We start from the raw sequence: 24410 nt of genomic DNA, 5'->3' as shown, positions 1-24410 counted from the left end.
GGGAACGACGATCGGCCGCGAAACGTCCTTGGGCCAACAGGAGTGACCGTCATTCTTCTACCCGTCGCCGAAGCCCAGCAGCGTCTGATCGCGCTCGCCACCGATCGCCCGATCGTCGACCTCCCCTTGCGACAGGCCGCGGGCCGTTGGGCAGCACGTGACGTGCTGGCGGCGCGAACCCAGCCCGCCAGCGACCTGTCGGCGATGGACGGCTATGCGATCCGCTTCGCCGACATGCCTGGGCCTTGGACGGTGATCGGCGAAAGTGCCGCTGGACGTCCCTTCCCCGACAGCATCGGGCCGGGCCAGGCGACCCGCATTTTCACCGGCGCGGCCATGCCGCCCGGCGCCGATGCCGTGCTGATCCAGGAGGAAGCCGGCCGCGACGGCACGATGCTGATCCTGACCGGCGAAGGTCCCGCGCATCCGGGCCGCAATGTCCGCCGCCGGGGTCTCGATTTCTCGTCGGGGGACCGGCTGATCGCCGCGGGCCAGCGACTGACCCCCGCGCGGATCGCCGTCGCAGCGACCGGCGGCCATGGCACCCTGCCCGTCCGTCCGCCGGTCCGCGTCGCCATCGCTGCGACGGGAGACGAACTCGTCCCGCCGGGAATGGGCGACCCTGCCGCGCTCCCCGAATCGAACGGCGTCATGCTCGGGGCGATGCTGGCCGACCTGCCGGTGGAGATCATCGACCTCGGCATATTGCCCGACAATTTGGAGCACCTGCGCGACGCCTTTGCGGGGGTGCGCGCCGATCTGCTTGTCACCACCGGCGGCGCGTCGGTGGGCGATCACGACCTGGTCCAGCCCGCGCTGAAGGCGGCGGGGGGAAGCATCGATTTCTGGCGGATCGCGCTACGCCCTGGCAAGCCGATGATGGCAGGGCGGCTAGGCGAGACGGTGGTGCTCAGCCTGCCGGGTAATCCGGTATCCGCCTTCGTCACCGCGACCCTGTTCGTCCGCCCGCTGATCGCACATATGGCGGGCCCCCCCCCGCCCTCCCCCCCCCCCCCCCCCCCCCCCCCCCGCGCCGATCCCCGCGATCCTGGGCGAGGATCTGCCCGCAATGGACCCAGGATCGACTATCTTCGCGCCGCGATGATCGACGGGCGCGTCCATGCCGCGGCGATCCAGGACAGTTCGATGCTGCTGACTTTGGCACGGTCGACCTGCCTGGTGATCCGTCCGCCTCATGCTCCGGCGGCGCGCCAGGGCGACTCGGCGGAAATCCTGATGCTCGCTTGACGCAAGCCCAAACGTTCCATATAAGTTCCACGTCTGTTCTGGACGGAGGATCGCGATGCTCACCGCAAAGCAGCATGAGCTTGTCTGCTTCATCAATGACCGTTTGAAGGAAACCGGCGTGTCGCCGTCCTTCGAGGAGATGAAGGAGGCGCTGGACCTCAAGTCCAAATCGGGCGTCCACCGCCTGATCTCCGCGCTGGAGGAACGCCATTTCATTCGTCGCCTGCCCAACCGCGCCCGCGCGCTGGAGGTGTTGCGGATGCCCGATCGGCCCGAAAAGCCGGTAACGGCTTCGGCTCCCGCTTCGGACAATGTCCGCAGTCCCTCGGTCCGTCCGCTGGCCGAGCCCGCCAATGACGTGGTCGAAATCCCGCTTCACGGCCGGATCGCCGCCGGTCTTCCTATCGAGGCGTTCGAGGGCAGTTCCACTCTGGCCGTGCCCGCTGCGCTGTTGGGTTCGGGCGAGCATTATGCGCTGGAAGTCTCGGGTGATTCGATGGTCGAGGCGGGCATTCTGGACGGCGACTATGCGCTGATCCGCCGGACCGATGTGGCGCGCGATGGACAGATCGTCGTCGCCTTGATCGATGATTCGGAGGCGACGCTCAAATATTTCCGGCGAGAGGGCTCGATGGTCCGCCTCGACCCGGCCAACCGTGCTTATGATCCTCAGCGTTATGCGCCCGCGCAGGTGCGGGTGCAGGGCAAGCTGTCGGGCATCCTGCGCCGCTACGATTGAGGGCGGCTCGCCGGATCGGCAGCGGCCTCCACCCAGGGGTGACGGTCGCCCGGCTGGCGGACCATATCGACTCGCGGTGGGTCGAGCCGGATCGCCAGCCCGCCCGTCCCTCGTAATGCGGGGGCGTCCAGTTTCAGCCAATGTGGGTGACACGCGGCGGGCAGACGGCGATCCGCGATGACGATGTCCATGTGGGAGCATAACGCGATCAGGTCGTCCCATGGCACGGCATAACCGCTACGGGTCGCGGCGACCTGCCAGAGACGTCTGCCCCTTGCGATCCGGGTCACGCACATGTCCTGCCCGCACCGCGCGCCCGGCTGATCGGCGAGAGCCTGTGGCTCCGCATCGGAGCCGCCCATTTCCGAAAGGGTCGAGCGCATATAATCGCCCGCACGATCGCGCAAAAGGGCAACGCCCTTGCCGGTGGACACCGCGACATGGCGGCCATCACCCGTGACGATCAGGTCCGGCGCCGGTGCCGCCAACATCGCGGCAAAACCCATGGCTAGAATCGGCATTCCCGACCAACGCCAGCCGGTACGCCATAGCGCCACCCATAGTCCGCCCCCGAGCGCCGCCGCAAAGGCCCAGACGGGCGCGACTGGCAAAGCCACCACGGCGCCGGGCATGGCCGCGACATGATGGGCGAGCGCCAGCAGCAAGCTAAGCGATCTCTCCAACATCCACCAGAAGGGCGCGCCCAGGCCCAGCGGCTCCAGAAGCAGCGCCATCATTTCCAGCGGCATCGCGACGAACGTCGTCCAGGGAATGGCGACGATATTCGCCATCGCACCGTAAAGCCCGGCCTTGTGAAAGTGGAAGATCGCGATGGGCATCAACGCCGCCTCGACCACCAGCCCCGTCACCAGCAACGCCCCCAGATGGCGCAGCATCGACCATCGCCAGTCCGGATGCGGGCCGAACCAACGTCGCATCGCTGCATGATCGTGAAGCGCGACGATGGCCGTGATCGCGGCGAAGGATAGCTGGAAGCTCGCCCCCACCAACGCCTCGGGCCGGAAGACCAGCACGATCAACGCCCCGGCCGCGACGAGGCGCAACGTCATCGCCTCCCGCCCCAGCGCCAGTGCGGCGAGCACCAGCATCGCCGCAACGCAGGACCGAATCGTCGGCACCTCGGCGCCGGTGAGCCAGGTATAGCCGATCGCCGCCAAAGCCCCCGCCGCCGCGCCCACCAAGGGCAAACGCACCCGAAGCGCCAGCCAGGGCCATAGCGCCAGCAGCCGCACCGTCAGCACCATCACGATGCCGACGACCGCCGTGATGTGCAGCCCGCTGACCGACAGCAGATGCGCCAACCCCGCGCGGCGCATCGCCTCAGCATCACCGCCATCGATCGCCCCGACATCGCCCGTGGCGAGCGCAGCCGCGATCCCGCCCGCGCTGCCCGCGATCCGGGACGTGATACGCGCCGACAATTGTTGACGAAGTCCCATGGTGTCGGGGGCGGGTTGCATTACTCTCACCGGCGCAAAGCCGCGCCCGGTCGCGCCGATCCCCTGAAACCAAGCCGCCCGTGCAAAGTCATGGCCACCGGGGGCGACAGGCCCGGCCGGCGGCATCAGACGGGCGCGAAGGCGTATGCGGGCCCCTGCCCCCAGTCCGGCGACCGCATCCTCCTCGGGCAAGGATACGCGAATGCGGGGCGGCAGGACGATGGCGCGGTCCCGACCATCGCGTGCCTCCAGCGGATGCAGCATCAACCGCACGATCTGCCTGGCGGCCAGCCAATCCATCCCCTCCACCTCGGCCACCATGGTCGCGATGGCGGGACGCTGGAGTACCGCCGCGCGCACCGACTCGGCCCGCGCCCAGGCAAGCAACACCCCCGCGCTCATCAGAAAGGCGGCCATCGCCACCATGCGCGACACCCGTCCGCCATCGGCCAGCGTCACCGCCGCCAGCCCTATTCCGGCCAGCCCCAAGACCATGCCGATCCACGCGTGTGGATCGGGCAGCACGAACCAGCAAGCGATACCGGCCCCAAGCATGACCGGCACCCACAGGGGTAACTGATTCCGCTCCGCCTCGGCCCAATGCTCGGCCCAGGCGAGGCGCGGCATTTGGCGGCGCGGACGCTTGATGCTAGGGGCTGCGGCGGCTGAATGGGCCATCGGATTTCATGATTGGGAGTATGCGCGGTTGAGCGCAACAGATGATATCGCCACCGGGTCGGCCGCCAACGGGGTCGTGACCCGCTTCGCGCCCTCGCCGACCGGCTTCCTCCATATCGGCGGCGCACGCACCGCGCTGTTCAATTGGCTGTTCGCCAAGGCCAATGGCGGCAAGTTCCTGCTGCGGATCGAGGATACCGACCGCGTCCGCTCGACCCAGCCCGCGATCGACGCGATCCTGGACGGCATGCGCTGGCTGGGCCTGGATTGGGACGGCGACGCGGTGTTCCAGTTCGCCCGCGCCGATCGCCATGCGGAGGTCGCCCGCGAGATGATGGAACGCGGCCATGCCTATCGCTGCTACATGACCCAGGACGAAATCGCCGCCCAGCGAGAGGCCGCGCAGGCCGCCAAGCAGCCGCTGCGCATCCGCTCGCCCTGGCGCGATGCCGACCCCGCCACCGCCCCGGCGGACCAGCCCTTCGTCGTCCGCCTGCGCGCACCGCGCGAAGGTGCCGTCACGATCGAGGACCGGGTGCAGGGCAGCGTGACCGTGCAGAATGCCGAACTGGACGATCTGGTCCTGCTTCGCTCGGACGGCACGCCCACCTATATGCTGGCGGTGGTGGTCGACGATCACGACATGGGCGTGACCCATGTGATCCGCGGCGACGATCACCTCAACAATGCCTTCCGCCAGTTGCCGATCTACAAGGCGATGGGCTGGGCCGAGCCGATCTATGCCCATATCCCCCTGATCCACGGTTCGGACGGCGCCAAGCTGTCCAAGCGTCATGGCGCAGTCGGGATCGAGGCGTATCGCGACGAGATGGGCATCCTGCCCGAAGCGCTCGACAATTATCTGCTCCGTCTGGGCTGGGGCCATGGCGATGCCGAGATCATTTCGCGCAACGAGGCGGTGAAGTGGTTCGACTTGGCCGCGGTGGGCAAGGCGCCGTCGCGCTTCGACCTCAAGAAGCTCGAAAATCTCAACGGCCACTACATCCGTGAGGCCGATGATTCGCGGCTGGCCGATCTGGTGGCCCAGCGTATGGGCGTCGAGGACGGGGCGCTGCTGACCGCCGCCATGCCGTCACTGAAGCCGCGCGCGGCGAATTTGAACGAATTGGCCGACGGCGCGCGCTTCCTTTTCGCGACCCGTCCGTTGAGCCTGGACGACGCCGCCACCGGCCTGCTCGATGAAAAGGCACGGGGCATTCTCTTTTCCGTTCACACCGCGCTTGACGCGGTGCACAACTGGGATACGGAGCTTTTGGAAGACGCGGTACGCAAGGTGGCCGAAGCCGAGGGCGTGAAGCTCGGTCAGGTCGCCCAGCCACTCCGCGCCGCCTTGACCGGACGCAAGACGTCTCCGGGAATCTTCGACGTGCTCGCGTTGCTGGGCCGTGAAGAAAGCCTGGGGCGGATCGCGGACCAGATGACCGCAGATAGGAAGGATCATTGAGTATGAGCGACACCGCGAAATTCGGCATCGGCGGCAAAGAATTCGACTATCCGGTCATGTCCGGCTCGATCGGCCCGGACGTGGTCGACATCCGCAAGCTTTATGGCCAGACCGGGGCCTTCACCTACGATCCCGGCTTCACCTCGACCGCCTCGTGCCGGTCGAAGCTGACCTATATCGACGGTGACGAAGGCGTTCTGCTGCACCGTGGCTATGCGATTGGCGATCTGGCCGAAAATTCCAGCTTCATGGAAGTGGCCTATCTCCTCCTGAACGGCGAACTGCCGAACCAGGGCGAATTGTCGGAGTTCACCACCACCATCACGCGCCACACCATGGTGCATGAGCAGCTGGCGGCGTTCTTCCGCGGCTTCCGTCGCGATGCGCACCCCATGGCCATCATGTGCGGCGTGGTCGGCGCGCTGTCCGCCTTCTATCACGACTCGACCGACATTCACGATCCGGTGCAGCGGACGATTGCGTCGCACCGCCTGATCGCCAAGATTCCGACGATCGCGGCGATGGCGTACAAGTACAGCGTGGGTCAGCCCTTCCTGTACCCGGACAACTCGCTGTCCTACACCGGCAACTTCCTGCGCATGACCTTCGGCGTTCCGGCCGAGGCCTATGAGGTGAATCCGGCCGTCGAAAAGGCGATGGACCGCATTTTCATCCTGCACGCCGATCACGAACAGAACGCGTCGACCTCGACCGTGCGTCTGGCCGGTTCGTCGGGTGCCAATCCGTTCGCCTGCATCGCGGCGGGCATCGCGTGTCTGTGGGGCCCGGCGCATGGCGGCGCGAACGAAGCCGCGCTCAACATGCTGCGCGAGATCGGCACGCCCGAGCGCATTCCGGAGTTCATTGCCCGCGCCAAGGACAAGAACGATCCGTTCCGCCTGATGGGCTTCGGTCACCGCGTCTACAAGAACTACGATCCGCGTGCGACCGTGATGCAGAAGACCGTGCGCGAGGTGTTCGACGCGCTGAAGGTCAACGACCCGCTGTTCGAGACGGCGCTCCGCCTTGAAGAAATCGCGCTGAACGACGAATATTTCGTCGAGAAGAAGCTGTTCCCGAACGTCGACTTCTATTCGGGCGTCATCCTGTCGGCGATCGGCTTCCCGACCGAGATGTTCACCGTGCTGTTCGCGCTCGCCCGCACCGTCGGCTGGGTCGCGCAGTGGAACGAGATGATCACCGATCCCGACCAGAAGATCGGCCGTCCGCGTCAGCTCTACACCGGCCCGACGCAGCGTCCTTACGTTCCGGTCGAGCAGCGCTAAGCCATGAACCGGGCCCGGCCGATCCTGATCGCCATCGGCGTCCTTCTGGCGCTGACGGGGCTTTTGTGGATCGGTCAGGGCCTGGGCTATATCCGCTGGCCGCAGGAGAGCTTCATGCTCGGTCAGGGCGAATGGGCCGATCGCGGCGCCTTCGTCGCGATCGCGGGATTGGCGCTGATCCTGATCGCGCGGCGCTTGCCCAAGCGGCGCTGATCGATCTGCCAGAAAAGGAAAAGGGCTCCTGCGGGAGCCCTTTTTTTATCGCGCGCGAAGGCGGAAAGTGAAGGTCGCGCCCTGCCCCGGCTCGCTTTCGACCGACAGGTCGCCGCCCATGGCGCGCGCCAGCCGCCGCGCGATATATAGGCCCAGGCCGTTGCCACCCGGTTCGGACGGATCGACCCGTTCGAACTTCTCGAAAATGCGCGGCTGGTCCTTCAGGGCGATGCCCTTGCCCCGATCGGTGACGCGAACCAGCGCCCAATCGTCTTCGCGCTCCACGCTGACCACCACCTCTCCCCCATGGGGCGAATAGCGCAGCGCGTTGCCGATAAGGTTGATGAGAATTTGCAGCGAACGGCCGAAATCGCCGATCGCGCCCATCCCTTCGGCGATGGCCGGGCGGCGGATCGTCACTCCGGCGGAATCCGCCCGCACGCCGAGCAGACCCGCGGCGCGGCGCGCGACGTCGGCGAGATCGATCGGCGTGGCGGCCAGGCGGAAATCGGGCTGTTCGATCGCCTGCAGCTCGACCAGATTGTCGACCAACCCGATCAGATGACGTCCCGCGTGGGCGATGTCACCGGCATATTCGGCATAATCGGCCGCGATCGGTCCATCGGCCCGCGCCGCGATACTGTCGGCATTGGCCACGATCCGCGCCAGCGGCGTGCGCAGCGCCCGGTCCAGACCGGCGGTGAAGCTCTCGGTCAAGGGTGGCTGCGCGGCGAGCGCCCGTGCCGCGTCGTCATCCTCGCCCGGCTGATCGATCAGGAAAGTCGCGCCGGTCAGCCCGGCGATCCCGCCCATCCCGTCATGCCGGATCGCCGCCGACAGCCGGACCGGCATATCGCTCGACCGCAATCGCGCACAGCGCCCGTCGAGTGGAGCGGCCTCGCTCATCAGCACACCCCCATCCCCCGTGGACGGATCGAAGGCGAACAGCGCGTTGAGCGGCCGCCCCAGCATCGCGTCGGGGTCGAAACCATGCCGTGCCCCTGCTTCGCGCGACAGAAAGGTCAGGCGCAGCGCCGCATCGGTTTCCCAGCGGAAATCAGCACCCATCGCGGCATAATCGGGCGGCGTGGCGACGGGTTTCCAGGCGGCCCGGTCACGCCAGCCGCTGACGCTCAGCCGGATCTGCCCCGTCTCGGGCCGGGCCTGCACCCACAGGTCGAGATCGCCTTCGTCATCGGCCACCCGAACCTGACGCGATACGGCAATGCCGAGCCGACGGGCCAGTCGCGCGATCCGGGCGACGGGCGCGACCGCCATGGGATCATCCGCCCCGCCGCCCGCGCGCATATGGAGCAATTCGATCGGAGGATCGGCCGACAACAGGTGATCGGTCGAATCCAATATGGCGCGCGCCACCATCGATTCGCCCGGGCTGTTGATGGAGGTCATCGCCAGGCGCCTTGGTCCAGCCGCGCGATCGCGCTCCGAAAGGCGCGGGGAAGGCTCAGCGAGGCAATCGCCCTCCGCGCCGCTTCCGCGGGAATCGCCATGATCGCATCCAGCGCGTCCGCAAAGGCATCGACATCGCGCCGCCCATCCGCCTCCGCCAAAGCCAGACCGATCCGCGCGACCGTCGGCCGCCCCAGGTCGAGCGACCGCAGCACCAGCCACAGCCGATCGCCCTCCGGCTCGAGCACGACGTCGCGCAGTTCGTCATGGTCGATGCCACATGCATGAGCGAGCAGCGCGATAAATAGCCCCGGCTGTCGATCGGACAGGCTTTCGAGCAGCAGATCGGGCAGTTCGGCGGGCCGCGCGTCGATCGCCTCGGCCAGTCGCGACACCGCCGCGCCGGGGCTGTCCGCCTCGCCATGGGCCGCCAGGACCCGCTCCGCCGCCAGGGCAAGCGCCTGGTCCAGGCCAGCATCATCCCCCTGGCGCAACGCGGCGGCGACCAGCCAGACCAGATGACGGCGAAGCGCGATCGGCAGCGCAATCGCCTCGCCATCCGCCTCCACCATGCGGGCCCGCCCCTCGGCGGCGAGGACCGCGCGCGCCGAGGATGCGACGATCCGGTCGGGCGCTTCGGTCAGGCGCACCAGCAGGCTGGGCGCATCGCCCACCATCGTCTCGATCGGCAGCGCCCGAGCCAATAGCTGCAACCGAAGCTGCGCCACCAGTTCGGCGACCAACTCCGAATCGAAGAACAGCCCCGCCCGGCGGAGCCGCCGGATCGCCTCGGCCGGACCGGGGGGATCGGCCGTTTCGCCCCCATCCGCGCGCAGACGCTCGGCCTGATGCAGAAGATCGGACGCGGTCGTCTCAACAAGCGCCTGCAGCCGCGCCCCGACTTCGAACCGGATTTGATCGGTCAACCGCGCGTCGTCATCCAGCCGCAGGTCCGCCACCGCCCCCTGGCACCGTGCCGCCGCCCGCGCACGCGCCGCTGCAACGCGCTCGGATAGCCGAGCGTGCTGCCAATCGGGGGCATCAAATGGGTCCTGTGCGACCGCCATCCAGCATCGCTAATGCCTTTGATGTTAATGCGACACTAAACTTGCGCGCGCAATGTCTCGATTGCGGACGCCAAAGTGACGATCGCATAGACGCTCGCCAGTGCGAGTCCACCCAGCGTCACACCCAGCATGGTCGCCGGCAGGACGACCAGGAGATAGGCCGGCGGGCTGGCCCACCAGCGCCGCCGAAAACGATACAGCGCCGCGCGTTCGGCCAATATGGCAAGGACGATCAGCATGATCGCGAACATCGGCGCGAGATCGTCGGCGAAGAGCCGGTAATGCTGCCACCCCAATGTCGCGATGGCGAGCGCGGCGAGACCGGCGATAGCCGCCGAATGCGCGCGTACCGCCTCCTGCTCGTCCCGAAGCCCCGCCAGCGTCTCCCCCAGCCCCAACCCCAATGTCCCGGCAATCGTCACCAACAACCCGAACGCGGGCAGACCGAACCCGATCAGCATCAGCCCCAACAGGCCCAGTCCCGCTCCGACCCCGCCTGCGACCTGCGCGGACACGCCCCGCTCGACCAGGCGCGGCAGGCTCAGCCGCGCGATCGGCGCGAGGATATAGCGATCGAACCAGCTCCGCCGCCCGGATACCAGCCGGGCGACCACGGCGCGTCCCTGTGCATCCAGCGCCTCGGCGCGGTGGACGATGCCATGCCCCGCCTTTTGCGCATCGCCGGGCAGCAGGATGTGCGTCGCATGCGCCTGCGCGGCCAGCCGCAGCAGCGTCGACTGAAGATCATAATCGCGGGGCAGCGCGGCGACCTCGGCCACGCGGCGCGGGTCCACCCGTGCCACGCCCGCCCATGCCATCTGCCCGCCGACCCGCTCCAATCCCGCCTCGGCCCCCGCCTCCGGCACGACGACCAGCGCGTCGTGGCCGGTATCGCGCAACACCAGTGCAATCATGTCCTCGGTGGTGATCAGGCCATCGGCAAGCACGACCAGCCGCGACAGGGGATGGAGCTTTTCGGCGGCCTCGACCGCGCTGCGCACGGTATCGACCACCACGCCGCGCTGCGCGATCCGCGCGATCGCGCCCAGCAATTCGGGGGTCAGCCGCGCCACCACGATGATGATCTGCGCCGCCCCCGCCGCGATCAGCAGCCGGGCCTGATATTCGATCAGCGTGACGCCGGCGAACGGCAAAGTGGCCGTCAACCGCCCGGGGCGGTCGTCAGCGTCGTCAATCGCAAAAAGAAGACCGGACAGCATCGCCCGCTGTTAGGCGCTTGGAGCGGTCCTTGCCAGCCCCGACCGTGCGGGATCCGCTCCTAAGCCCTTCAGAGGCGGGCGACCTGCTGGCCGATCTGGTCGAGCAATGCGGCGTCCCGGCCATCGCGCTCCGCCGCCTGCGCCGCCAGGGTCATCAGCGGCAGGGCGTTGACGCTGGCCGCCAGCCCCTTCAGCCGCAAGGCCGCTTCGCGCCACTCCTGACCATTTCCCGCCGCGTGCATGACCTCCAGCGCACGGGTCACGCCCTCGACAAAGGCGCGCCGAAGATCCTGGATGACGGCGGGCTCGTCACCGGCAACGGCCGCCAGAGCGGAGTCGATCGTTCCATGTTCATAGGTCATTGCCCCCTCATAAACCGGATGGTCCTTGCCACGGAATAGCGCAAATCGCTTCCTGCGGCGGGCAAACGTGATAAACCGACCCATTGTGACACGGGGGCTTGGATGATCGTGGATTTGCGCGCGGAGCGTCAGGACAGGTCGGACGGGCTGGAAACGGCGTCGGATATGGCCGACGATATCGCGCCGCCCATGGCCGCTTTCACCGGCAGCCCCTGGCTGGACGAGAGCGCCGCGCCAGACCCCGTGGCGGAGGAACCCGCCCCCCGCTGGCCGATGATGCTGGCGCTGGCATGCGCGATCGGCTGGGCCGGGGCGGTGGCGGCCTGGGGCATGTCGCGGTCGGCCGAACTGTCGCTGTCGACCCTGCCCCCGCTGGTGACGCTGGGGCTGGCAGGCCCCATGGCGATCGCGGTCCTGTGGCTGGTCGTGCAGCGCAACAGCCGGGCCGAGCAGCGGCGTTTCGCGCTCACCGCGCATGAAATGCGGGCGGAGGCGGTGGCGCTCGAACGTGCGGTCGCCGCGATTGGGCGCGCGCTGGAGGGGAATCGGGCCGAACTGTCCGCACAGGCCCAGAGCCTGTCCGACCTGATGGAATTGGCGCAAAATCATTTCTCCACCATCTCCCGCGATCTGTCGGACGACATCCAGATGGTTGAGGCGCATGGCCGCACGCTGGCCGATGTTGCGGCAACCAGCCAGGCGGGGCTGACCCAATTGCTGGGCGCGCTTCCCCACGCGGCGGAGGATGTCAGCGAGGCGAGCGACCGGATGGCCGACATCGTCCGCGCGGCCGAGACGCATGTCGCGGCGCTCGACGCGCAACTGGTGGCGCTCGGGCGGCGCGGACAGGATGCCGACACCATCGCCACCGGCGCGGCGATGCGGCTGGCGACCCATATCGAGCAGATGGAAGCGACCAGCCGCAACGCCAGCCAGCATCTCGAAAAGGTCAGCGCCAGCGTCGCGACGACCGTCGACGCGCTGCTCGACCGAACCGCCGAGGCGATCGACCAGTCGCGTCAGGGGCTGGCCGCGCAGGGCGAGGCGATGCTGGCCATGGTCGGGGCCAATCAGGCTGCGCTGGACAGCGCTGCGCGCGACAGCGCCGATGCGCTGGCCGAACGGATCGTCACCGTCGATGCCGCCGTCGCCCGCCTGACCGGCGAACTAGAGGCGCAGCGTGTCGCGGGCGAGGCGGTGGTCCGCTCGCTCGACGAGGAACTGGAACGGGTCGAGACGCGGATCGCGGTGCTCCATGCGCAGGGGACCGAGAAGTCGCAGATGCTTGCCGCGTCGATCAGCGCGCTGGGCGGATCGGCGGATGCGATGACCGGCGCACTGGAGGCCGGTGAGCAGGTGGCGCATCGCGTCATCGGAACCACCGAATCGCTGTTGATCGCGCTCGATGCTGCGGCGCGCGAAATCGACGAGACGCTGCCCGAAGCACTTGGTCGGCTCGACCAGCGAATGCACGCCAGCCATGAGGTGGTGGTCGAAACCAAGCCCGAATTGCTCGCCCTCGTCGCCGCAGCCGAAAGCACGCATGAGGCGATCGAAGCGATTGCCGATGTCATCGCCGAACAGCGCCAGACGCTGGAGACCTTGTCCGGTTCGCTGATCGAGACGCTGTCGAGCGGACGGGCCAAGGCGGATGCGCTGGGCATGATGGTGGACGAGACCATCGACCGCTCGCACCGTTTCGCCGACGAGGCGGCGCCGAAGCTGGTCGATGCGCTGCTCCGCGTCCGCGAAACTGCCGTGAGCGCGGCCGAAAGCGCGCGCGAGACACTGGCGGAAGTCATTCCTCAGGCGGCAAGCGCGCTGGAACATGCCAGTGCCGAGGCCATGCGCCGCGCGACGGGCGACACCGTCGAGCGACAGGTTCATGCGATCGTCGACGCGACCCAGAGTGCGGTCGAAGCCGCGACCCGCGCGACCGAAAGACTGGCGCGACAGGCCGATCTGATCGCCGAGAAAACTGCGATCGTGGAAACCCGGCTGGACGAAGCCCGCACCGAACGCGAGGAAGCCGATCGCGACAATTTCGCGCGCCGCGCCTCGCTTCTGGTCGAATCGCTCAACTCCGCGTCGATCGACATCGCCAAAATCTATGCGCCGGAGGTCACCGACAGCGCATGGGCCGCTTACCTGAAGGGGGATCGCGGTGTCTTCACCCGGCGCGCGGTCCGCATCCTGGATTCGCACCAGGCCCGCGATATTGCCGATCTATACGACGACGATACGAAGTTCCGCGATCATGTGAACCGCTACATCCACGATTTCGAGGCGATGCTGCGCGGCGTGCTCGCCCAGCGCGATGGGTCCCCGTTGGGAGTGACCTTGCTGTCGTCGGACATGGGCAAGCTTTATGTCGCGCTTGCCCAGGCAATCGAACGGTTGCGATAGGCCCCTTCAACCTGCCCCCCCCCGCAGCGCATGACGCCATGCGACGCCCCCTGTCCCGTTCCGCCTGAGCGACGGCAAGGGGCCACCCCAGACGCTCACCCGTTCAGGGCATAGACCCGCAACCGATGTCCATCGGGATCAAGCGCGACGAAACTGCGCCCGAAAGGCCGGTCGGTCGGCGGCATCAGAATTTCGATACCCTGCGCCACCCAATCGGCATGACAGGCATCGACCCCGTCCAGGCTTCGCTTGAAGCCGATCTCGATGCTTCCGGTCACCCCGGTCGCCGACGGATCGATCACGTCGCGACGCCATAAGCCCAGGGCATTTCCAGGCGATAGGGCAAACAGCACGAAGGCTTCGCTGGCGTCCACCGGCTCGCTACCCAATATGCGGCGATAGAAAGCGGCGCTGGCGGCCGGATCGGCAACGTGCAACAAAATGGTGGTTTCGGGACAGCTCATGTCAAAGGCTCCTTGGTAACTGAGGAGCCTTGCCTAACCGTCTGCGGCGTCAGTTTCTGTCAGCAGGAAACGGTCCGGTGGAATGTCGTTTGCCTCGCGCCATTCGCGGAGAAGCGCCGCGCGACGACGCGGACAGCGCTCGGGCAAGACGCGCGCGGTGACGATGCGATCGATGCGGAACGTCCGGTAGTCACCCCGCAATTCGCACCAGCCCAGCAGCACATCCGCCCGGTCGAACAAGGCAATGGCAAAGGGCCAGATGATCCGCTCCGACGCCAATCCCTCTGCATCGCGATAGACCAGCGACAAACGCCGTTCCGCCCGGATCGCTGCGCGAAGCGGTGCGGGGTCGATCTCCGCACCATAGGCCTCGGAGCGTATTCCTATATAAAGCGCGGTCGAGCGCATCGCCTCGGCCTGTTCAGGGGTCATGGCCCGCATGATCCGGGCGGCGGCACTGCGCGCGGCCTGCCCCATCGCGGGGTCCGCACGCTCGGCCACCCAGCGTGCGCCGAGGACCAGCGCCTCGACCTCCTCAATCGGGAAGCTCATCGACGGAAGCATGAACCCGGGCCGCAGGCGATAGCCCAGCCCCGCCTCTCCTTCGATGTCCGCGCCCATCGCCTGAAGCGTCGCGATGTCGCGGTACAAGGTGCGCAGCGAAATGCCGAGTTGCTCGGCCAGATGCCGTCCGCTGACCGCCCGGCTTTGGCGGTGGAGCAGATGAAGCAGATCGAACAGACGGGAAGCGCGAGCCATAGCGCTAGGCCTTGGTCACCCCGCTCCAGTCGAGCATGTCGGCGGTGATCCAGCCATTGACGTAGTTGAGATAAAAGGTCGCGAACATCAGCGTCGCGACGATCGTCGTGCGCCAGACGAAACGGCCGGGCTGAAAGACATGGGGCGCGCTTTCGGCAGTGCCGGGAACATGCGTCGCCCCAGCCTCATGGCTGGTCCTCACCCCGAAGGGCAGGACCAGGAACACGGCGAGGAACCAGAACAGGACGTAGATCGCAAGGGCCGACGTCCAGTGCATGGCTTACCCCTCGATCAACAGGACGTCGACGATCGGCTTCTTGCCGGTCCAGCGCGTCGCCACCTTGCGCACCGACAGACGAATATCCTCGCGCAGCTTGTCCGTGGCGCGGCGCGGGCCGTCCACCGCCTTGGCCGCGGCGGCGACCGCCTCCGCAATGAACGCGTCGCGCTCATCCTCGACCGGCACACCCTGAACGCGGATTTGCGGGCTGCCGACCAGCCGGCCTTTCGCGACCGCGACGCCGACCGAAATCTGGCCATTGATCGCCAGCTTGCGCCGCTCGTTCATCGTCGATCCGTCCGAGGGCAGGATCACATCGCCATCGAGCACCAGCCGGCCGACCGGCACATTGCCGATCTTGGTCGCATTGCCCGGCAGCAGTCGGACCATATCGCCGTCCGACTGGACCAGGGTCGCGGGAACGCCCTGCGTGGTGGCGAAGCGGGCATGCTCCATCATGTGCCGCATCTCGCCATGCACCGGCATCAAGGTGCGGGGACGCAGCCACTTGTACATCTGCGCCAGTTCGGGCTGGCCGGGATGGCCCGAGACATGGACATGCGCCTGACGCTCGGTGACCATGCGGACGCCCTTGCCCGCCAGGATGTTCTGGATGCGGCCGACCGCCGTCTCGTTACCCGGAATCTGCCGCGCCGAGAAGATCACCGTATCGCCGGTGTCGAGCCGGATCGTGTGGCTGCCCTCGGCGATGCGCGACAGCGCGGCGCGCGGCTCGCCCTGCCCGCCGGTCGCGACGATCAGGACGCGGTCCTTCGGCAGGCGCATCGCGGTTTCGGGATCAACCGTCTCCGGGAAGCCCTTGAAGTAACCGCAAGCCTTGCCGACCTTCAAAATTCGGTCGAGCGAACGCCCGGTGACACACAGCTTGCGACCCGTCTCCTTGGCCACCTCCCCCAGTGTCACCAGACGCGCGGCGTTGGAGGCAAAGGTGGTGACGACCACCCGGCCCTTGGCCTTGGCGACCGTCTCGGCGATGCCGGGACGCACGCTGGCTTCCGAACCAGAGGCTTCCGTGTTGAAGGCGTTGGTCGAATCGCAGACCAGAATGTCCACGCCCCGGTCACCGATCGACGACAATTGCGCGGGGCTGGCGGGCTTGCCGATCACCGGCGTCTGGTCGAGCTTCCAGTCGCCAGTGTGAAAGACGCGGCCCACCGCCGTCTCGATCAGCAGTGCATTCGCCTCGGGAATCGAGTGCGACAGCGGCACGAAGGTGAAGTCGAACGGGCCGACCTCGAACGCCTTGCCCGTCTCCATGACGCGCAACTTGACGCGATTGGCGCTGCCTTCTTCCTCCAGCTTGCCGCGGACAAGCCCGGCGGTGAAAGCCGTGGCATAGATCGGCACGCCCAGATCCTCGGCCAGATAAGGCAGCGCGCCGATATGGTCTTCGTGACCATGGGTCAGCACGATGCCGACCAGATCGTCCAGCCGATCCTCGATGAAGCTCAGATCGGGCAGGATCACGTCAATGCCGGGATAGGCCGGATCGGCGAAGGTGATGCCGCAATCGACCATCACCCACTTACCTTCGGTGCCGTACAGGTTCACGTTCATGCCGATTTCGCCCGATCCACCGAGCGCGCAGAACAGCAATTCTTTCTTGGGAGTCATTCACTTCCTGACAATGGACGCCCACCCCGCTGAAAGCGGGTCCGGGGCGATAGGGGTGCGCCGGTCAGGGCGCGGTCATCTGTTTTTGCGGATCGGGACGCCCTGCGGCCGTTCGCGGGCTGTCCGTCACCGAAACTCGTTCATTGAATATGGGACCGTTCCCACAGGATCGCCAGCCCCTGAATGGTCAGATCGGGCTCGATGTGATCGAATACTTCCGTATGCGGGCTGAGCAGTGCCGCCAAACCGCCGGTCGCCAGCACCTTGACCGGGCGACCGACCTGCGCCTTCAGCCGTGCGACGAGCCCTTCGATCATGGCGATATAGCCCCAGAAGATGCCGATATGCATCTGGTCAACCGTGTTGCGGCCGACGACGTTGCGGCTTTGCGGCGCCTCTATCGCGATGCGGGGCAGCTTCGCGGCGGCGGTGACCAGCGCGTCGAGCGACAGGTTGATGCCGGGTGCGATGATCCCGCCCTTGTACGCGCCTTGATAATCGCTGACATCGAAGGTCGTCGCGGTGCCGAAATCGATGGTGATCAGGTCGCCGGGATAAAGAGCATGCGCGGCGATCGTATTCACCGCCCTGTCCGCCCCCAACGAGGCCGGTTCATTGACGTCGATCGCGATACCCCATTCGGCGGCGCCACGCCCCGCGATCAGGGGATCGACCTTGAAATATTTCTGTGCCAACACTTCCAGATTATGGAGCGCGCGTGGCACCACGGTCGCGATGATGACGCCGGTCACATCCTCGCGCGCATAGCCTTCCAGTGCCAGCAACTGGCTGATCCATACGGCATATTCGTCACCCGTACGGCGCGGGTCGGTCGCGATCCGCCAGCGGCCCTTGATCGTCCGCCCTTCGAGCAGCGCGAAGACCACGTTCGTGTTCCCGGCATCGATCGCAAGCAGCATGGGGATCCTTCAGAGCAGGAAAATATCACCGGCATGGATGACATGGGTGGTGCCATCCGCCAAGCCGAGCCGGAGCGCGCCATCGCCCGCCAGCCCCTCGAACACGCCGTTCAGCACCTGACCATCGGGCAGTCGAGCGGTCAACGCGGCACCTCGGGGATGCGCCCTTTCCTCCCAACGCGCGATGACAGCGGATAAGCCGGACGCGCGCCAGATCGCGACCCAACGCGTCATCGCCTCGGCGAGCAGCGCCTGCATCGTCGCGGGCGCGACATCGACGCCATGATCGCGGAGCGCGGCCGTGGCGCGATCGGGTAGGTCCGGGGCCGACGCCAGGTTGATCCCCATGCCGATGACGACCGCATCGCCGCTACGCTCCAGAAGTATGCCCGACAGCTTGGCGCCGTCGATCAGCAGGTCATTGGGCCATTTCAGGCAGAGCCGCCCCCCCATTTCGAGCAGGCAGGCGCGGACCGCCTCCTCGATCGCCACGGCGGCGACCAGCGCCAGCGTGGCGGGCATCGGATCGCCCGGATGCAAACGCACCAGGGTCGATCCGTAAAAATTGCCGGAGGGCGAGGACCATTCCCGCCCCTGGCGCCCCCGCCCCGCCGTCTGGCGGTCGGCACGGAGCCAGAGACCGTCTTCGCCGCCCGCATCCGCGAGCTGGCGAAGATCGGCATTGGTCGATCCCGTTTCCGGGACGTGCAGCAATCGGCTCAGAACAGCGCCCGAGCGGCCGCCAGCGACCAGGCACCCAGAAGCGGGATCGCCAGATAGCCGACCGGCGAGACGAACAGCGCCGACAGCGCGATCAGGCCGTTCTCGACCGGCTGCGCATCGCTATTGTCCCAAGCCCCGACGGCCTCGTCGAAGAACATCGTCTTGACGATGCGGAGATAATAATAGGCACCGATCACCGAAGCGACGACACCGATCACCGCCAGCGGGAAAAGCCCCGCCGCGACCGCCGCGTTGAACACCGCGAACTTGGCATAGAAGCCAAGCAGCGGCGGGATGCCCGCGACCGAGAACATGAAAAAGGCCATCGCCCAGGCGAGCGCCGGACGCGTGCGGGACAGGCCCGACAGGCTGGCGATCGACTCCATCGGATTGCCCTGCTCGTCACGCATGCGGATGACGATGAGGAACGCACCCAGCGTCATAATGACGTAGATGGTCAGATAGGTCAGCACCGCCGCGACGCCCTGCGCCGTGCCGGCCGCCAGACCGATCAGCGCGAAGCCGACATTGTTGATCGACGAATAGGCGAGCAGCCGCTTGATGTTGGTCTGCCCGATCGCCGCCACGGCGCCGAGGATGATCGAAGCCAGCGCGGCGAAGGTCACGATCTGCTGCCACTGCTGCACCGCTGAGCCCATGGCCTCGACCGCGACGCGGATCGCCAGCGCCATCGCCGCGACCTTGGGGGCCGAGGCGAAGAAGGCGGTCACCGGGGTCGGCGCGCCCTCATAGACGTCCGGGGTCCACATGTGGAACGGCACCGCCGACATCTTGAACGCGAGCCCTGCGAACACGAACACCAGGCCGAACATCAGGCCCAGCGAGCGCGTGCCCATCGCCGCGTCACGGCCATAGGCACCCGCGATCTGGGCGAAGTCGGTCGAGCCGGTGAAACCATAGACCAGCGAGATGCCGTAGAGCAGGATGCCCGACGCCAGCGCGCCCAGCACGAAATATTTCAGACCCGCTTCGGCCGAGCGGCCATCGCGACGCATGAAGCTCGCCAGCACATAGGCCGACAGGCTCTGCAGCTCGAGACCGACATAGAGGGTCAACAGATCGCCCGCCGACACCATCATGCCCATGCCGACCGAGGAGAGCAGCATCAGGATCGGATATTCGGGACGCAGATCCTCACCCGGCGAGCGGGCGAAGAAGCGCGGCGCCATGATGATCGCAACTGCGGTCGCCAGATAGATCAGGACCTTGGCGAAACCGGCAAAGGCATCCGCCCGGTACAGGCCGCCAAAGGCCAGCCCGCCCGTGGTCGCCGGACCGGCGAGCGCGACCATCGCCCCCGCCAGCACGAACACCGCCGCAATGGAGATTCCGCGCGTCGAGGCGGTTCCGCCCCAGGCGGCGACGAGCATCAGCGCGATTGCGCCGAGGGTCAGCACCAGCTCGGGCAGGACCATCAAGAGGTTCAACGAATAGCTCATCAGTGCGCCTCCCCGTGCGCAGCTTGGTGCTCAGGGGCATGGGTGGTGGCCAGTGCCGGGTTACCGGCAGTGGGGCGGCTGTCCGAACCGGGGTTCGCGCGGTCGATCCGCTGGAGCAGGATCGTCACGTCCTTGCGCATCGGCGCCAGGAAGCTTTCCGGATAGACACCCATCCACAAAGTCACCGCCGCGATCGGGGCCAGCAGCCAGAGCTCGCGTGCCGACATGTCGGGCATCGCCGCAACCTCGTCCGACTTGACCTCGCCATAAGCGATCCGCCGGTAGAGATAGAGCATATACGCCGCACCCAGGATGATGCCGGTGGTGCAGAGCAGCGCCGTCCAGGTCGACACCTGATAGGTGCCCATCAGCGACAGGAACTCGGCGACGAAGCCGCTGGTGCCCGGCAGGCCGATCGACGCCATGGTGAAGAACAGGAAGAACACGGCGTATTTCGGCATGTTGATCGACAGCCCGCCATAGCGCGCGATCTCACGGGTGTGCAGCCGGTCATAGATGACACCAACGCATAGGAACAGCGCGCCCGATACCAGACCGTGGCTGAGCATCATGATCATCGCGCCTTCGATGCCCTGCTGGTTGAAGGCATAAAGGCCGATGGTCACGATCGCCATGTGCGCGACCGACGAATAGGCGATCAGCTTCTTCATGTCGGACTGCACCAGCGCGACCAGCGAGGCATAGATCACCGCCACCGCCGACAGCGCGAAGATCAGCCAGGTCAGCTGTCCGCTCGCTTCCGGGAACATCGGCAGCAGGAAGCGCAGGAAGCCATAGCCGCCCAGCTTCAGTAGGACGCCCGCCAAGATGACCGAGCCCGCCGTCGGCGCCTGGACGTGCGCGTCGGGAAGCCAGGTGTGGACCGGCCACATCGGCATCTTGACCGCGAACGAGGCGAAGAAGGCGACCCACAGCCAGGTCTGCACCGAGGTCGGGAAGTCATAGGCCAGCAGCGCCGGGATCGAGGTCGTGCCCGCCGTGCGCGCCATATAAAGCATCGCGACGAACATCAGCAGCGAGCCGAGCAGCGTGTACAGGAAGAATTTGTACGACGCGTAGATGCGGTTCGCCCCGCCCCAGATGCCGATGATCAGATACATCGGGATCAGGCCGGCTTCGAAGAAGACGTAGAAGAGGAACAGGTCCTGTGCCGCGAAGGTGCCGATCATCAGCACCTCGGTGAACAGGAACAGCCCCATATATTCGGGAACGCGCTTGTCGATCGCGCGCCAGCTGGCGCCGATGCAGATCGGCATCAGGAACACGCTGAGCATGATCAGTAGCAGCGCGAAGCCGTCGATGCCGAGCGACCAGCCGAACGGGCCGAAAATGCCGGGGGCATGTTCGACGAACTGCCACTGCGCGCCGCCCACGTCGAACTGCGTCCAGAGCATGATACCCAGGACGAAGTCGACCAGCGTGGCGGCCAGCGCCAGCATGCGCGCGCCTTGCGCGTTGAGGAAAAGGCAGGCGATCGCGGCAACAGCCGGGACCGCCAGCATGACGGAGAGGATCGGGAAGCCCTGCATCACGCGATCAACCCAAAATGGCCCAGGTGACGGCCGCGGTCAGGCCGATCAACATGACGAAGGCATAGCTGTAGAGGTATCCCGTCTGGAAGCGCGCCGCACCCTTGCTGCCTTGCTGGATAAGCCAGGCAACGCCGTTGGGGCCGAAGCGGTCGATCGTCTTCTCGTCGCCACGGTGCCACAGGAACCGGCCGATCGCGAAAGCGGGGCGCACGAAGAGGAATTGGTAGATCTCGTCGAAATACCATTTGTTGAGGAGGAAGCGGTACAGGATGCGGAACTGGTCCGCGAACTTGGCCGGGGATTCCGGCGCACGGATATAGGTCAGATACGCGGTCAGCAGACCGAGCAGCATCACCACCGTCGCCGACAGCTTCACCCACACCGGCACGCCGTGCATCGAGTGCATGAGGTGCTCGTTGAAGGCGATCGCGCCCTTCCAATAGCTCTCGCCCGACTCCGGCTCGATGAACCAGCCGTGGAAGACGAAGCCCGCCGCGATCGCGCCGATTGACAGGACGATCAGCGGGATCAGCATGACCAGCGGGCTCTCATGCGGATGATAGCCACCCGTGCCCTCGGGCAGTTCCTCCTGCGACGGACCATGGACGTGCGGCTCGTCGCCGGCATCCTCGTTCGCCGGGTGCGGATCATGGGTATGCTCATGATCGCCATGCCCGTGCGCGTCGTGCAGCGCGTGCTGGATATGCTCCGACGCGACCCAGCGCGGCTTGCCCCAGAAGGTCAGGAACATCAGGCGCCACGAATAGAAGCTGGTCAGCAGCGCGGCGATCACGCCCGCCCAGAAGGCGAAGCCCGAACCACCCGCATAGGCGACCTCGATGATCGCGTCCTTCGAGTGGAAGCCCGCAAAACCGAACGCCATCGGATTGCCGAACAGAGCCGGGATACCGACGCCGGTGATCGCCAGCGTACCCATCATCATCGCCCAGAAGGTGAGCGGGATGTGGCGACGCAGGCCGCCATAGTAACGCATGTCCTGCTCGTGGTGCATCGCATGGATCACCGAGCCCGCACCCAGGAACAGCAGCGCCTTGAAGAAGGCGTGGGTGAACAGGTGGAACATCGCCGCGCCGTACGCGCCGACGCCGGCCGCGAAGAACATATAGCCGAGCTGCGAACAGGTCGAATAGGCGATGACGCGCTTGATGTCGGTCTGCACCGTGCCGACGGTGGCGGCAAAGAAGCAGGTGCAGGCGCCAATCACGGTGATGACAGCCAATGCGGTCGGCGACGTTTCGAACATCGGCGACAGGCGGCACACCATGAACACGCCCGCGGTCACCATGGTCGCGGCGTGGATCAACGCCGACACTGGGGTCGGGCCTTCCATCGCGTCCGGCAGCCAGGTGTGGAGGCCGAGCTGCGCCGACTTGCCCATCGCGCCGACGAACAGCAGCAGGCAGAGCACGGTCATCGTGTCGAAACGATAGCCCAGGAAGCCGATGGTCGAACCGGCCATGCCGGGGGCCGCCGCCAGGATCGCCGGGATCGAGACGGTCCCGAACACCAGGAAGGTGCCGAAGATGCCGAGCATGAAGCCGAGGTCGCCGACGCGGTTGACGACGAACGCCTTGATCGCGGCGGCATTGGCCGAGGGCTTGCGGAACCAGAAGCCGATCAGCAGGTAGGACGCGAGACCCACGCCTTCCCAGCCGAAGAACATCTGGACCAGATTGTCCGCCGTCACGAGCATCAGCATCGCGAAAGTGAAGAGGCAGAGATAGGCGAAGAAGCGCGGCTGATCCGGCTCCTCGCTCATATAGCCCCAGCTATAAAGGTGGACGAGCGCCGAGACGCTGGTGATGACCACCAGCATGATCGCCGTCAGCGAGTCGACGCGCAGCGCCCAGTCGACCGACATGGTGCCGCTGGTGATCCAATGGAGCACCGGCGTAACCGTCGCGACATTGGCGCCCGACAGATAGCCGATGAAGATCGGCCAGGACAGCGCACAGGAAATGAGCAGCGCGCCGGTCGTGACGACCTTGGCGGGCACGTTCCCGATGGCCTTGTTGCCGAACCCCGCAATGGCGGCGGCCAGCAACGGCAGGAAGACGATAGCGAGGATCAACCCGATTACCCCTTCATCCGGTTGACATCGTCGACCGCGATGGTGCCGCGGCCACGGAAATAGATGACCAGGATCGCCAGACCGATCGCCGATTCACCGGCGGCCACGGTCAGCACGAACATGGCGAAGACCTGTCCCACCAGATCCTGAAGCGCGGCCGAAAAGGCGACCAGGTTCAGGTTCACGGCGAGCAGGATGAGCTCGATCGCCATGAGGATGACGATCAGGTTCTTCCGGTTGAGGAAGATACCCAGCACCCCCATGGTGAACAGGATCGCTGCAACGACCAGATAATGGACGAGACCGATCGTCACAGTTCCACCCCCTGCCCGATGGGCTGATTGATGTTGCGGATCGCCTCATGCGGCTGACGCGCATTCTGCTTGGCGATGTTCTGCGGACGGACGCCGCCGCGCTTGCGATGCGTGAGCACGATCGCGCCGATCATCGCGACGAGCAGGACCAGGCCCGCACCCTCGAAGATGAACAGATAGCGCATGTACAGCAGGTTGCCGATCGCCTGGATGTTGGACACCTCCGGCGCGATCGGGGCCGCACGGGCCGCCAGTTGCACGCCGCCGACGCTCCACGCCTGGAAGGCGATGATGACCTCGGCCAGCAGGGCGATGGCGAGTGCCAGGCCCAGCGGCAGATAGCGCGCAAAGCCCGCCCGCATCGCCGCGACCTCGATATCGAGCATCATGACGACGAAGAGGAACAACACCGCGACCGCGCCCACATAGACGATGACGAGCAGCATCGCGATGAACTCGGCCCCGCACAGCACCATGAGGCCCGCAGCGTTGAAGAACGCCAGGATCAGCCACATGACCGAGTGCACCGGATTGCGCGACGCGATCGTGAGCCCTGCGGACACGATCACCACGGTCGCGAAAATATAGAAGGCGATAGCCTGTATCACTGCCTGTCAGGCCCCTTTTCTGTCCGCCCCGAACCGTTGGTCGCGGGC

At 66.5% G+C, this 24410-nt stretch carries 22 protein-coding genes; 6 read left to right on the top strand and 16 right to left on the bottom strand.

Annotated elements, in window-relative coordinates:
- Positions 1-42 precede the first annotated feature (42 nt).
- Both ACWPWT_RS11815 and lexA read left to right on the top strand, forming a co-directional pair.
- Positions 43-1248, top strand: coding sequence for a molybdopterin molybdotransferase MoeA (locus tag ACWPWT_RS11815; RefSeq protein WP_454279763.1), 1206 nt, complete (start codon positions 43-45; stop codon positions 1246-1248).
- A 55-nt stretch (positions 1249-1303) separates the two neighbouring features.
- Positions 1304-1987: a transcriptional repressor LexA gene (lexA, locus tag ACWPWT_RS11810; protein WP_454279762.1), complete on the top strand. Its 684-nt coding sequence runs from the start codon at positions 1304-1306 to the stop codon at positions 1985-1987.
- Here lexA and ACWPWT_RS11805 read toward each other — a convergent pair.
- Entirely contained in the window at positions 1978-4125 is a 2148-nt protein-coding gene (locus ACWPWT_RS11805) for a ComEC/Rec2 family competence protein (RefSeq protein ID WP_454279761.1), read from the bottom strand. The two genes, lexA and ACWPWT_RS11805, sit on opposite strands and share 10 nt — an antisense overlap.
- Before the next feature lie 28 nt (positions 4126-4153).
- On the opposite strand from ACWPWT_RS11805, the gene gltX reads away from it, so the two are divergent.
- From gltX to ACWPWT_RS11790, 3 genes are read left to right on the top strand one after another with little or no spacing between them, the layout of a single operon-like run.
- Positions 4154-5590 (top strand): glutamate--tRNA ligase, encoded by a 1437-nt coding sequence (gene gltX, locus ACWPWT_RS11800; protein WP_454279760.1) that lies wholly within the window; start codon positions 4154-4156, stop codon positions 5588-5590.
- Between the two features lie 2 nt (positions 5591-5592).
- Positions 5593-6876 (top strand): citrate synthase, encoded by a 1284-nt coding sequence (gene gltA, locus ACWPWT_RS11795; RefSeq protein ID WP_261268124.1) that lies wholly within the window; start codon positions 5593-5595, stop codon positions 6874-6876.
- Between the two features lie 3 nt (positions 6877-6879).
- Positions 6880-7089: a hypothetical protein gene (locus ACWPWT_RS11790; RefSeq protein ID WP_261268125.1), complete on the top strand. Its 210-nt coding sequence runs from the start codon at positions 6880-6882 to the stop codon at positions 7087-7089.
- Positions 7090-7134: 45 nt separating this feature from the next.
- Here ACWPWT_RS11790 and ACWPWT_RS11785 read toward each other — a convergent pair whose 3' ends face one another.
- The 4 genes from ACWPWT_RS11785 to ACWPWT_RS11770 all read right to left on the bottom strand — a co-directional run bounded on the left by ACWPWT_RS11785 (position 7135) and on the right by ACWPWT_RS11770 (position 11148).
- The gene (locus tag ACWPWT_RS11785; protein WP_454279759.1) at positions 7135-8499 is read right to left on the bottom strand and encodes a sensor histidine kinase; all 1365 of its coding nucleotides are present in this window, start codon (positions 8497-8499) and stop codon (positions 7135-7137) included.
- Positions 8496-9566 (bottom strand): hypothetical protein, encoded by a 1071-nt coding sequence (locus tag ACWPWT_RS11780; protein WP_454279758.1) that lies wholly within the window; start codon positions 9564-9566, stop codon positions 8496-8498. The genes ACWPWT_RS11785 and ACWPWT_RS11780 overlap by 4 nt, the downstream gene beginning before the upstream one ends.
- Positions 9567-9601: 35 nt before the next feature.
- The gene (locus tag ACWPWT_RS11775; protein WP_454279757.1) at positions 9602-10786 is read right to left on the bottom strand and encodes a hypothetical protein; all 1185 of its coding nucleotides are present in this window, start codon (positions 10784-10786) and stop codon (positions 9602-9604) included.
- Between the two features lie 68 nt (positions 10787-10854).
- Positions 10855-11148, bottom strand: a complete 294-nt coding sequence (locus ACWPWT_RS11770; protein ID WP_261268129.1) for an Hpt domain-containing protein — start codon at positions 11146-11148, stop codon at positions 10855-10857.
- 102 nt (positions 11149-11250) lie between these two features.
- Between ACWPWT_RS11770 and ACWPWT_RS11765 the strand changes: the two genes are divergently transcribed.
- Entirely contained in the window at positions 11251-13554 is a 2304-nt protein-coding gene (locus ACWPWT_RS11765) for a hypothetical protein (RefSeq protein ID WP_454279756.1), read from the top strand.
- A 95-nt stretch (positions 13555-13649) separates the two neighbouring features.
- On the opposite strand, the gene ACWPWT_RS11760 is transcribed toward ACWPWT_RS11765, so the two are convergent.
- The 11 genes from ACWPWT_RS11760 to ACWPWT_RS11710 all read right to left on the bottom strand — a co-directional run bounded on the left by ACWPWT_RS11760 (position 13650) and on the right by ACWPWT_RS11710 (position 24362).
- Entirely contained in the window at positions 13650-14018 is a 369-nt protein-coding gene (locus ACWPWT_RS11760; protein ID WP_454279755.1) for a VOC family protein, read from the bottom strand.
- A gap of 33 nt (positions 14019-14051) precedes the next feature.
- Positions 14052-14777: a helix-turn-helix transcriptional regulator gene (locus ACWPWT_RS11755; RefSeq protein WP_454279754.1), complete on the bottom strand. Its 726-nt coding sequence runs from the start codon at positions 14775-14777 to the stop codon at positions 14052-14054.
- 4 nt (positions 14778-14781) lie between these two features.
- On the bottom strand, positions 14782-15054 hold the full coding sequence (locus ACWPWT_RS11750; protein WP_454279753.1) for a DUF1467 family protein: 273 nt from the start codon (positions 15052-15054) through the stop codon (positions 14782-14784).
- A 3-nt stretch (positions 15055-15057) separates the two neighbouring features.
- Entirely contained in the window at positions 15058-16692 is a 1635-nt protein-coding gene (locus ACWPWT_RS11745) for a ribonuclease J (protein WP_261268134.1), read from the bottom strand.
- Positions 16693-16832: 140 nt separating this feature from the next.
- Positions 16833-17612 carry a type III pantothenate kinase gene (locus tag ACWPWT_RS11740; RefSeq protein WP_454279752.1) on the bottom strand — a complete coding sequence of 260 codons (780 nt, stop codon included), beginning with the start codon at positions 17610-17612 and terminating at the stop codon, positions 16833-16835.
- 9 nt (positions 17613-17621) lie between these two features.
- Positions 17622-18326, bottom strand: a complete 705-nt coding sequence (locus ACWPWT_RS11735) for a biotin--[acetyl-CoA-carboxylase] ligase (RefSeq protein ID WP_454279751.1) — start codon at positions 18324-18326, stop codon at positions 17622-17624.
- Positions 18327-18331: 5 nt separating this feature from the next.
- Entirely contained in the window at positions 18332-19795 is a 1464-nt protein-coding gene (gene nuoN / locus ACWPWT_RS11730) for an NADH-quinone oxidoreductase subunit NuoN (RefSeq protein WP_454279750.1), read from the bottom strand.
- Positions 19795-21345: an NADH-quinone oxidoreductase subunit M gene (locus tag ACWPWT_RS11725; protein ID WP_454279926.1), complete on the bottom strand. Its 1551-nt coding sequence runs from the start codon at positions 21343-21345 to the stop codon at positions 19795-19797. The genes nuoN and ACWPWT_RS11725 overlap by 1 nt, the downstream gene beginning before the upstream one ends.
- Before the next feature lie 7 nt (positions 21346-21352).
- Positions 21353-23440, bottom strand: coding sequence for an NADH-quinone oxidoreductase subunit L (nuoL, locus tag ACWPWT_RS11720; protein ID WP_454279749.1), 2088 nt, complete (start codon positions 23438-23440; stop codon positions 21353-21355).
- Positions 23441-23445: 5 nt separating this feature from the next.
- Positions 23446-23754, bottom strand: a complete 309-nt coding sequence (nuoK, locus tag ACWPWT_RS11715; RefSeq protein WP_007404079.1) for an NADH-quinone oxidoreductase subunit NuoK — start codon at positions 23752-23754, stop codon at positions 23446-23448.
- Complete coding sequence (locus ACWPWT_RS11710; RefSeq protein ID WP_454279748.1) at positions 23751-24362, bottom strand: NADH-quinone oxidoreductase subunit J; 612 nt, start codon at positions 24360-24362, stop codon at positions 23751-23753. Before ACWPWT_RS11710 ends, nuoK begins: the two co-directional genes overlap by 4 nt.
- Positions 24363-24410 lie beyond the last annotated feature (48 nt).

It is taken from the genome of Sphingomonas sp. Marseille-Q8236 (assembly GCF_965112005.1).
The sequence above is the reverse complement of the archived record's forward strand: the minus strand, read 5'-3'. Positions and strand labels throughout refer to the sequence as shown.

Excerpts from the sequence above, each read along its gene's own strand:
- ACWPWT_RS11770 (WP_261268129.1), bottom strand. The coding sequence starts at position 11,148 with ATGACCTATGAACATGGAACGATCGACTCCGCTCTGGCGGCCGTTGCC.
- ACWPWT_RS11745 (WP_261268134.1), bottom strand. The coding sequence starts at position 16,692 with ATGACTCCCAAGAAAGAATTGCTGTTCTGCGCGCTCGGTGGATCGGGC.
- ACWPWT_RS11755 (WP_454279754.1), bottom strand. The coding sequence starts at position 14,777 with ATGGCTCGCGCTTCCCGTCTGTTCGATCTGCTTCATCTGCTCCACCGC.
- ACWPWT_RS11760 (WP_454279755.1), bottom strand. The coding sequence starts at position 14,018 with ATGAGCTGTCCCGAAACCACCATTTTGTTGCACGTTGCCGATCCGGCC.
- lexA (WP_454279762.1), top strand. The coding sequence starts at position 1,304 with ATGCTCACCGCAAAGCAGCATGAGCTTGTCTGCTTCATCAATGACCGT.
- ACWPWT_RS11790 (WP_261268125.1), top strand. The coding sequence starts at position 6,880 with ATGAACCGGGCCCGGCCGATCCTGATCGCCATCGGCGTCCTTCTGGCG.
- ACWPWT_RS11785 (WP_454279759.1), bottom strand. The coding sequence starts at position 8,499 with ATGACCTCCATCAACAGCCCGGGCGAATCGATGGTGGCGCGCGCCATA.
- ACWPWT_RS11740 (WP_454279752.1), bottom strand. The coding sequence starts at position 17,612 with ATGCTGCTTGCGATCGATGCCGGGAACACGAACGTGGTCTTCGCGCTG.
- nuoN (WP_454279750.1), bottom strand. The coding sequence starts at position 19,795 with ATGAGCTATTCGTTGAACCTCTTGATGGTCCTGCCCGAGCTGGTGCTG.
- ACWPWT_RS11725 (WP_454279926.1), bottom strand. The coding sequence starts at position 21,345 with ATGCAGGGCTTCCCGATCCTCTCCGTCATGCTGGCGGTCCCGGCTGTT.
- ACWPWT_RS11765 (WP_454279756.1), top strand. The coding sequence starts at position 11,251 with ATGATCGTGGATTTGCGCGCGGAGCGTCAGGACAGGTCGGACGGGCTG.
- gltA (WP_261268124.1), top strand. The coding sequence starts at position 5,593 with ATGAGCGACACCGCGAAATTCGGCATCGGCGGCAAAGAATTCGACTAT.
- ACWPWT_RS11775 (WP_454279757.1), bottom strand. The coding sequence starts at position 10,786 with ATGCTGTCCGGTCTTCTTTTTGCGATTGACGACGCTGACGACCGCCCC.
- ACWPWT_RS11805 (WP_454279761.1), bottom strand. The coding sequence starts at position 4,125 with ATGGCCCATTCAGCCGCCGCAGCCCCTAGCATCAAGCGTCCGCGCCGC.
- ACWPWT_RS11750 (WP_454279753.1), bottom strand. The coding sequence starts at position 15,054 with ATGCACTGGACGTCGGCCCTTGCGATCTACGTCCTGTTCTGGTTCCTC.
- ACWPWT_RS11780 (WP_454279758.1), bottom strand. The coding sequence starts at position 9,566 with ATGGCGGTCGCACAGGACCCATTTGATGCCCCCGATTGGCAGCACGCT.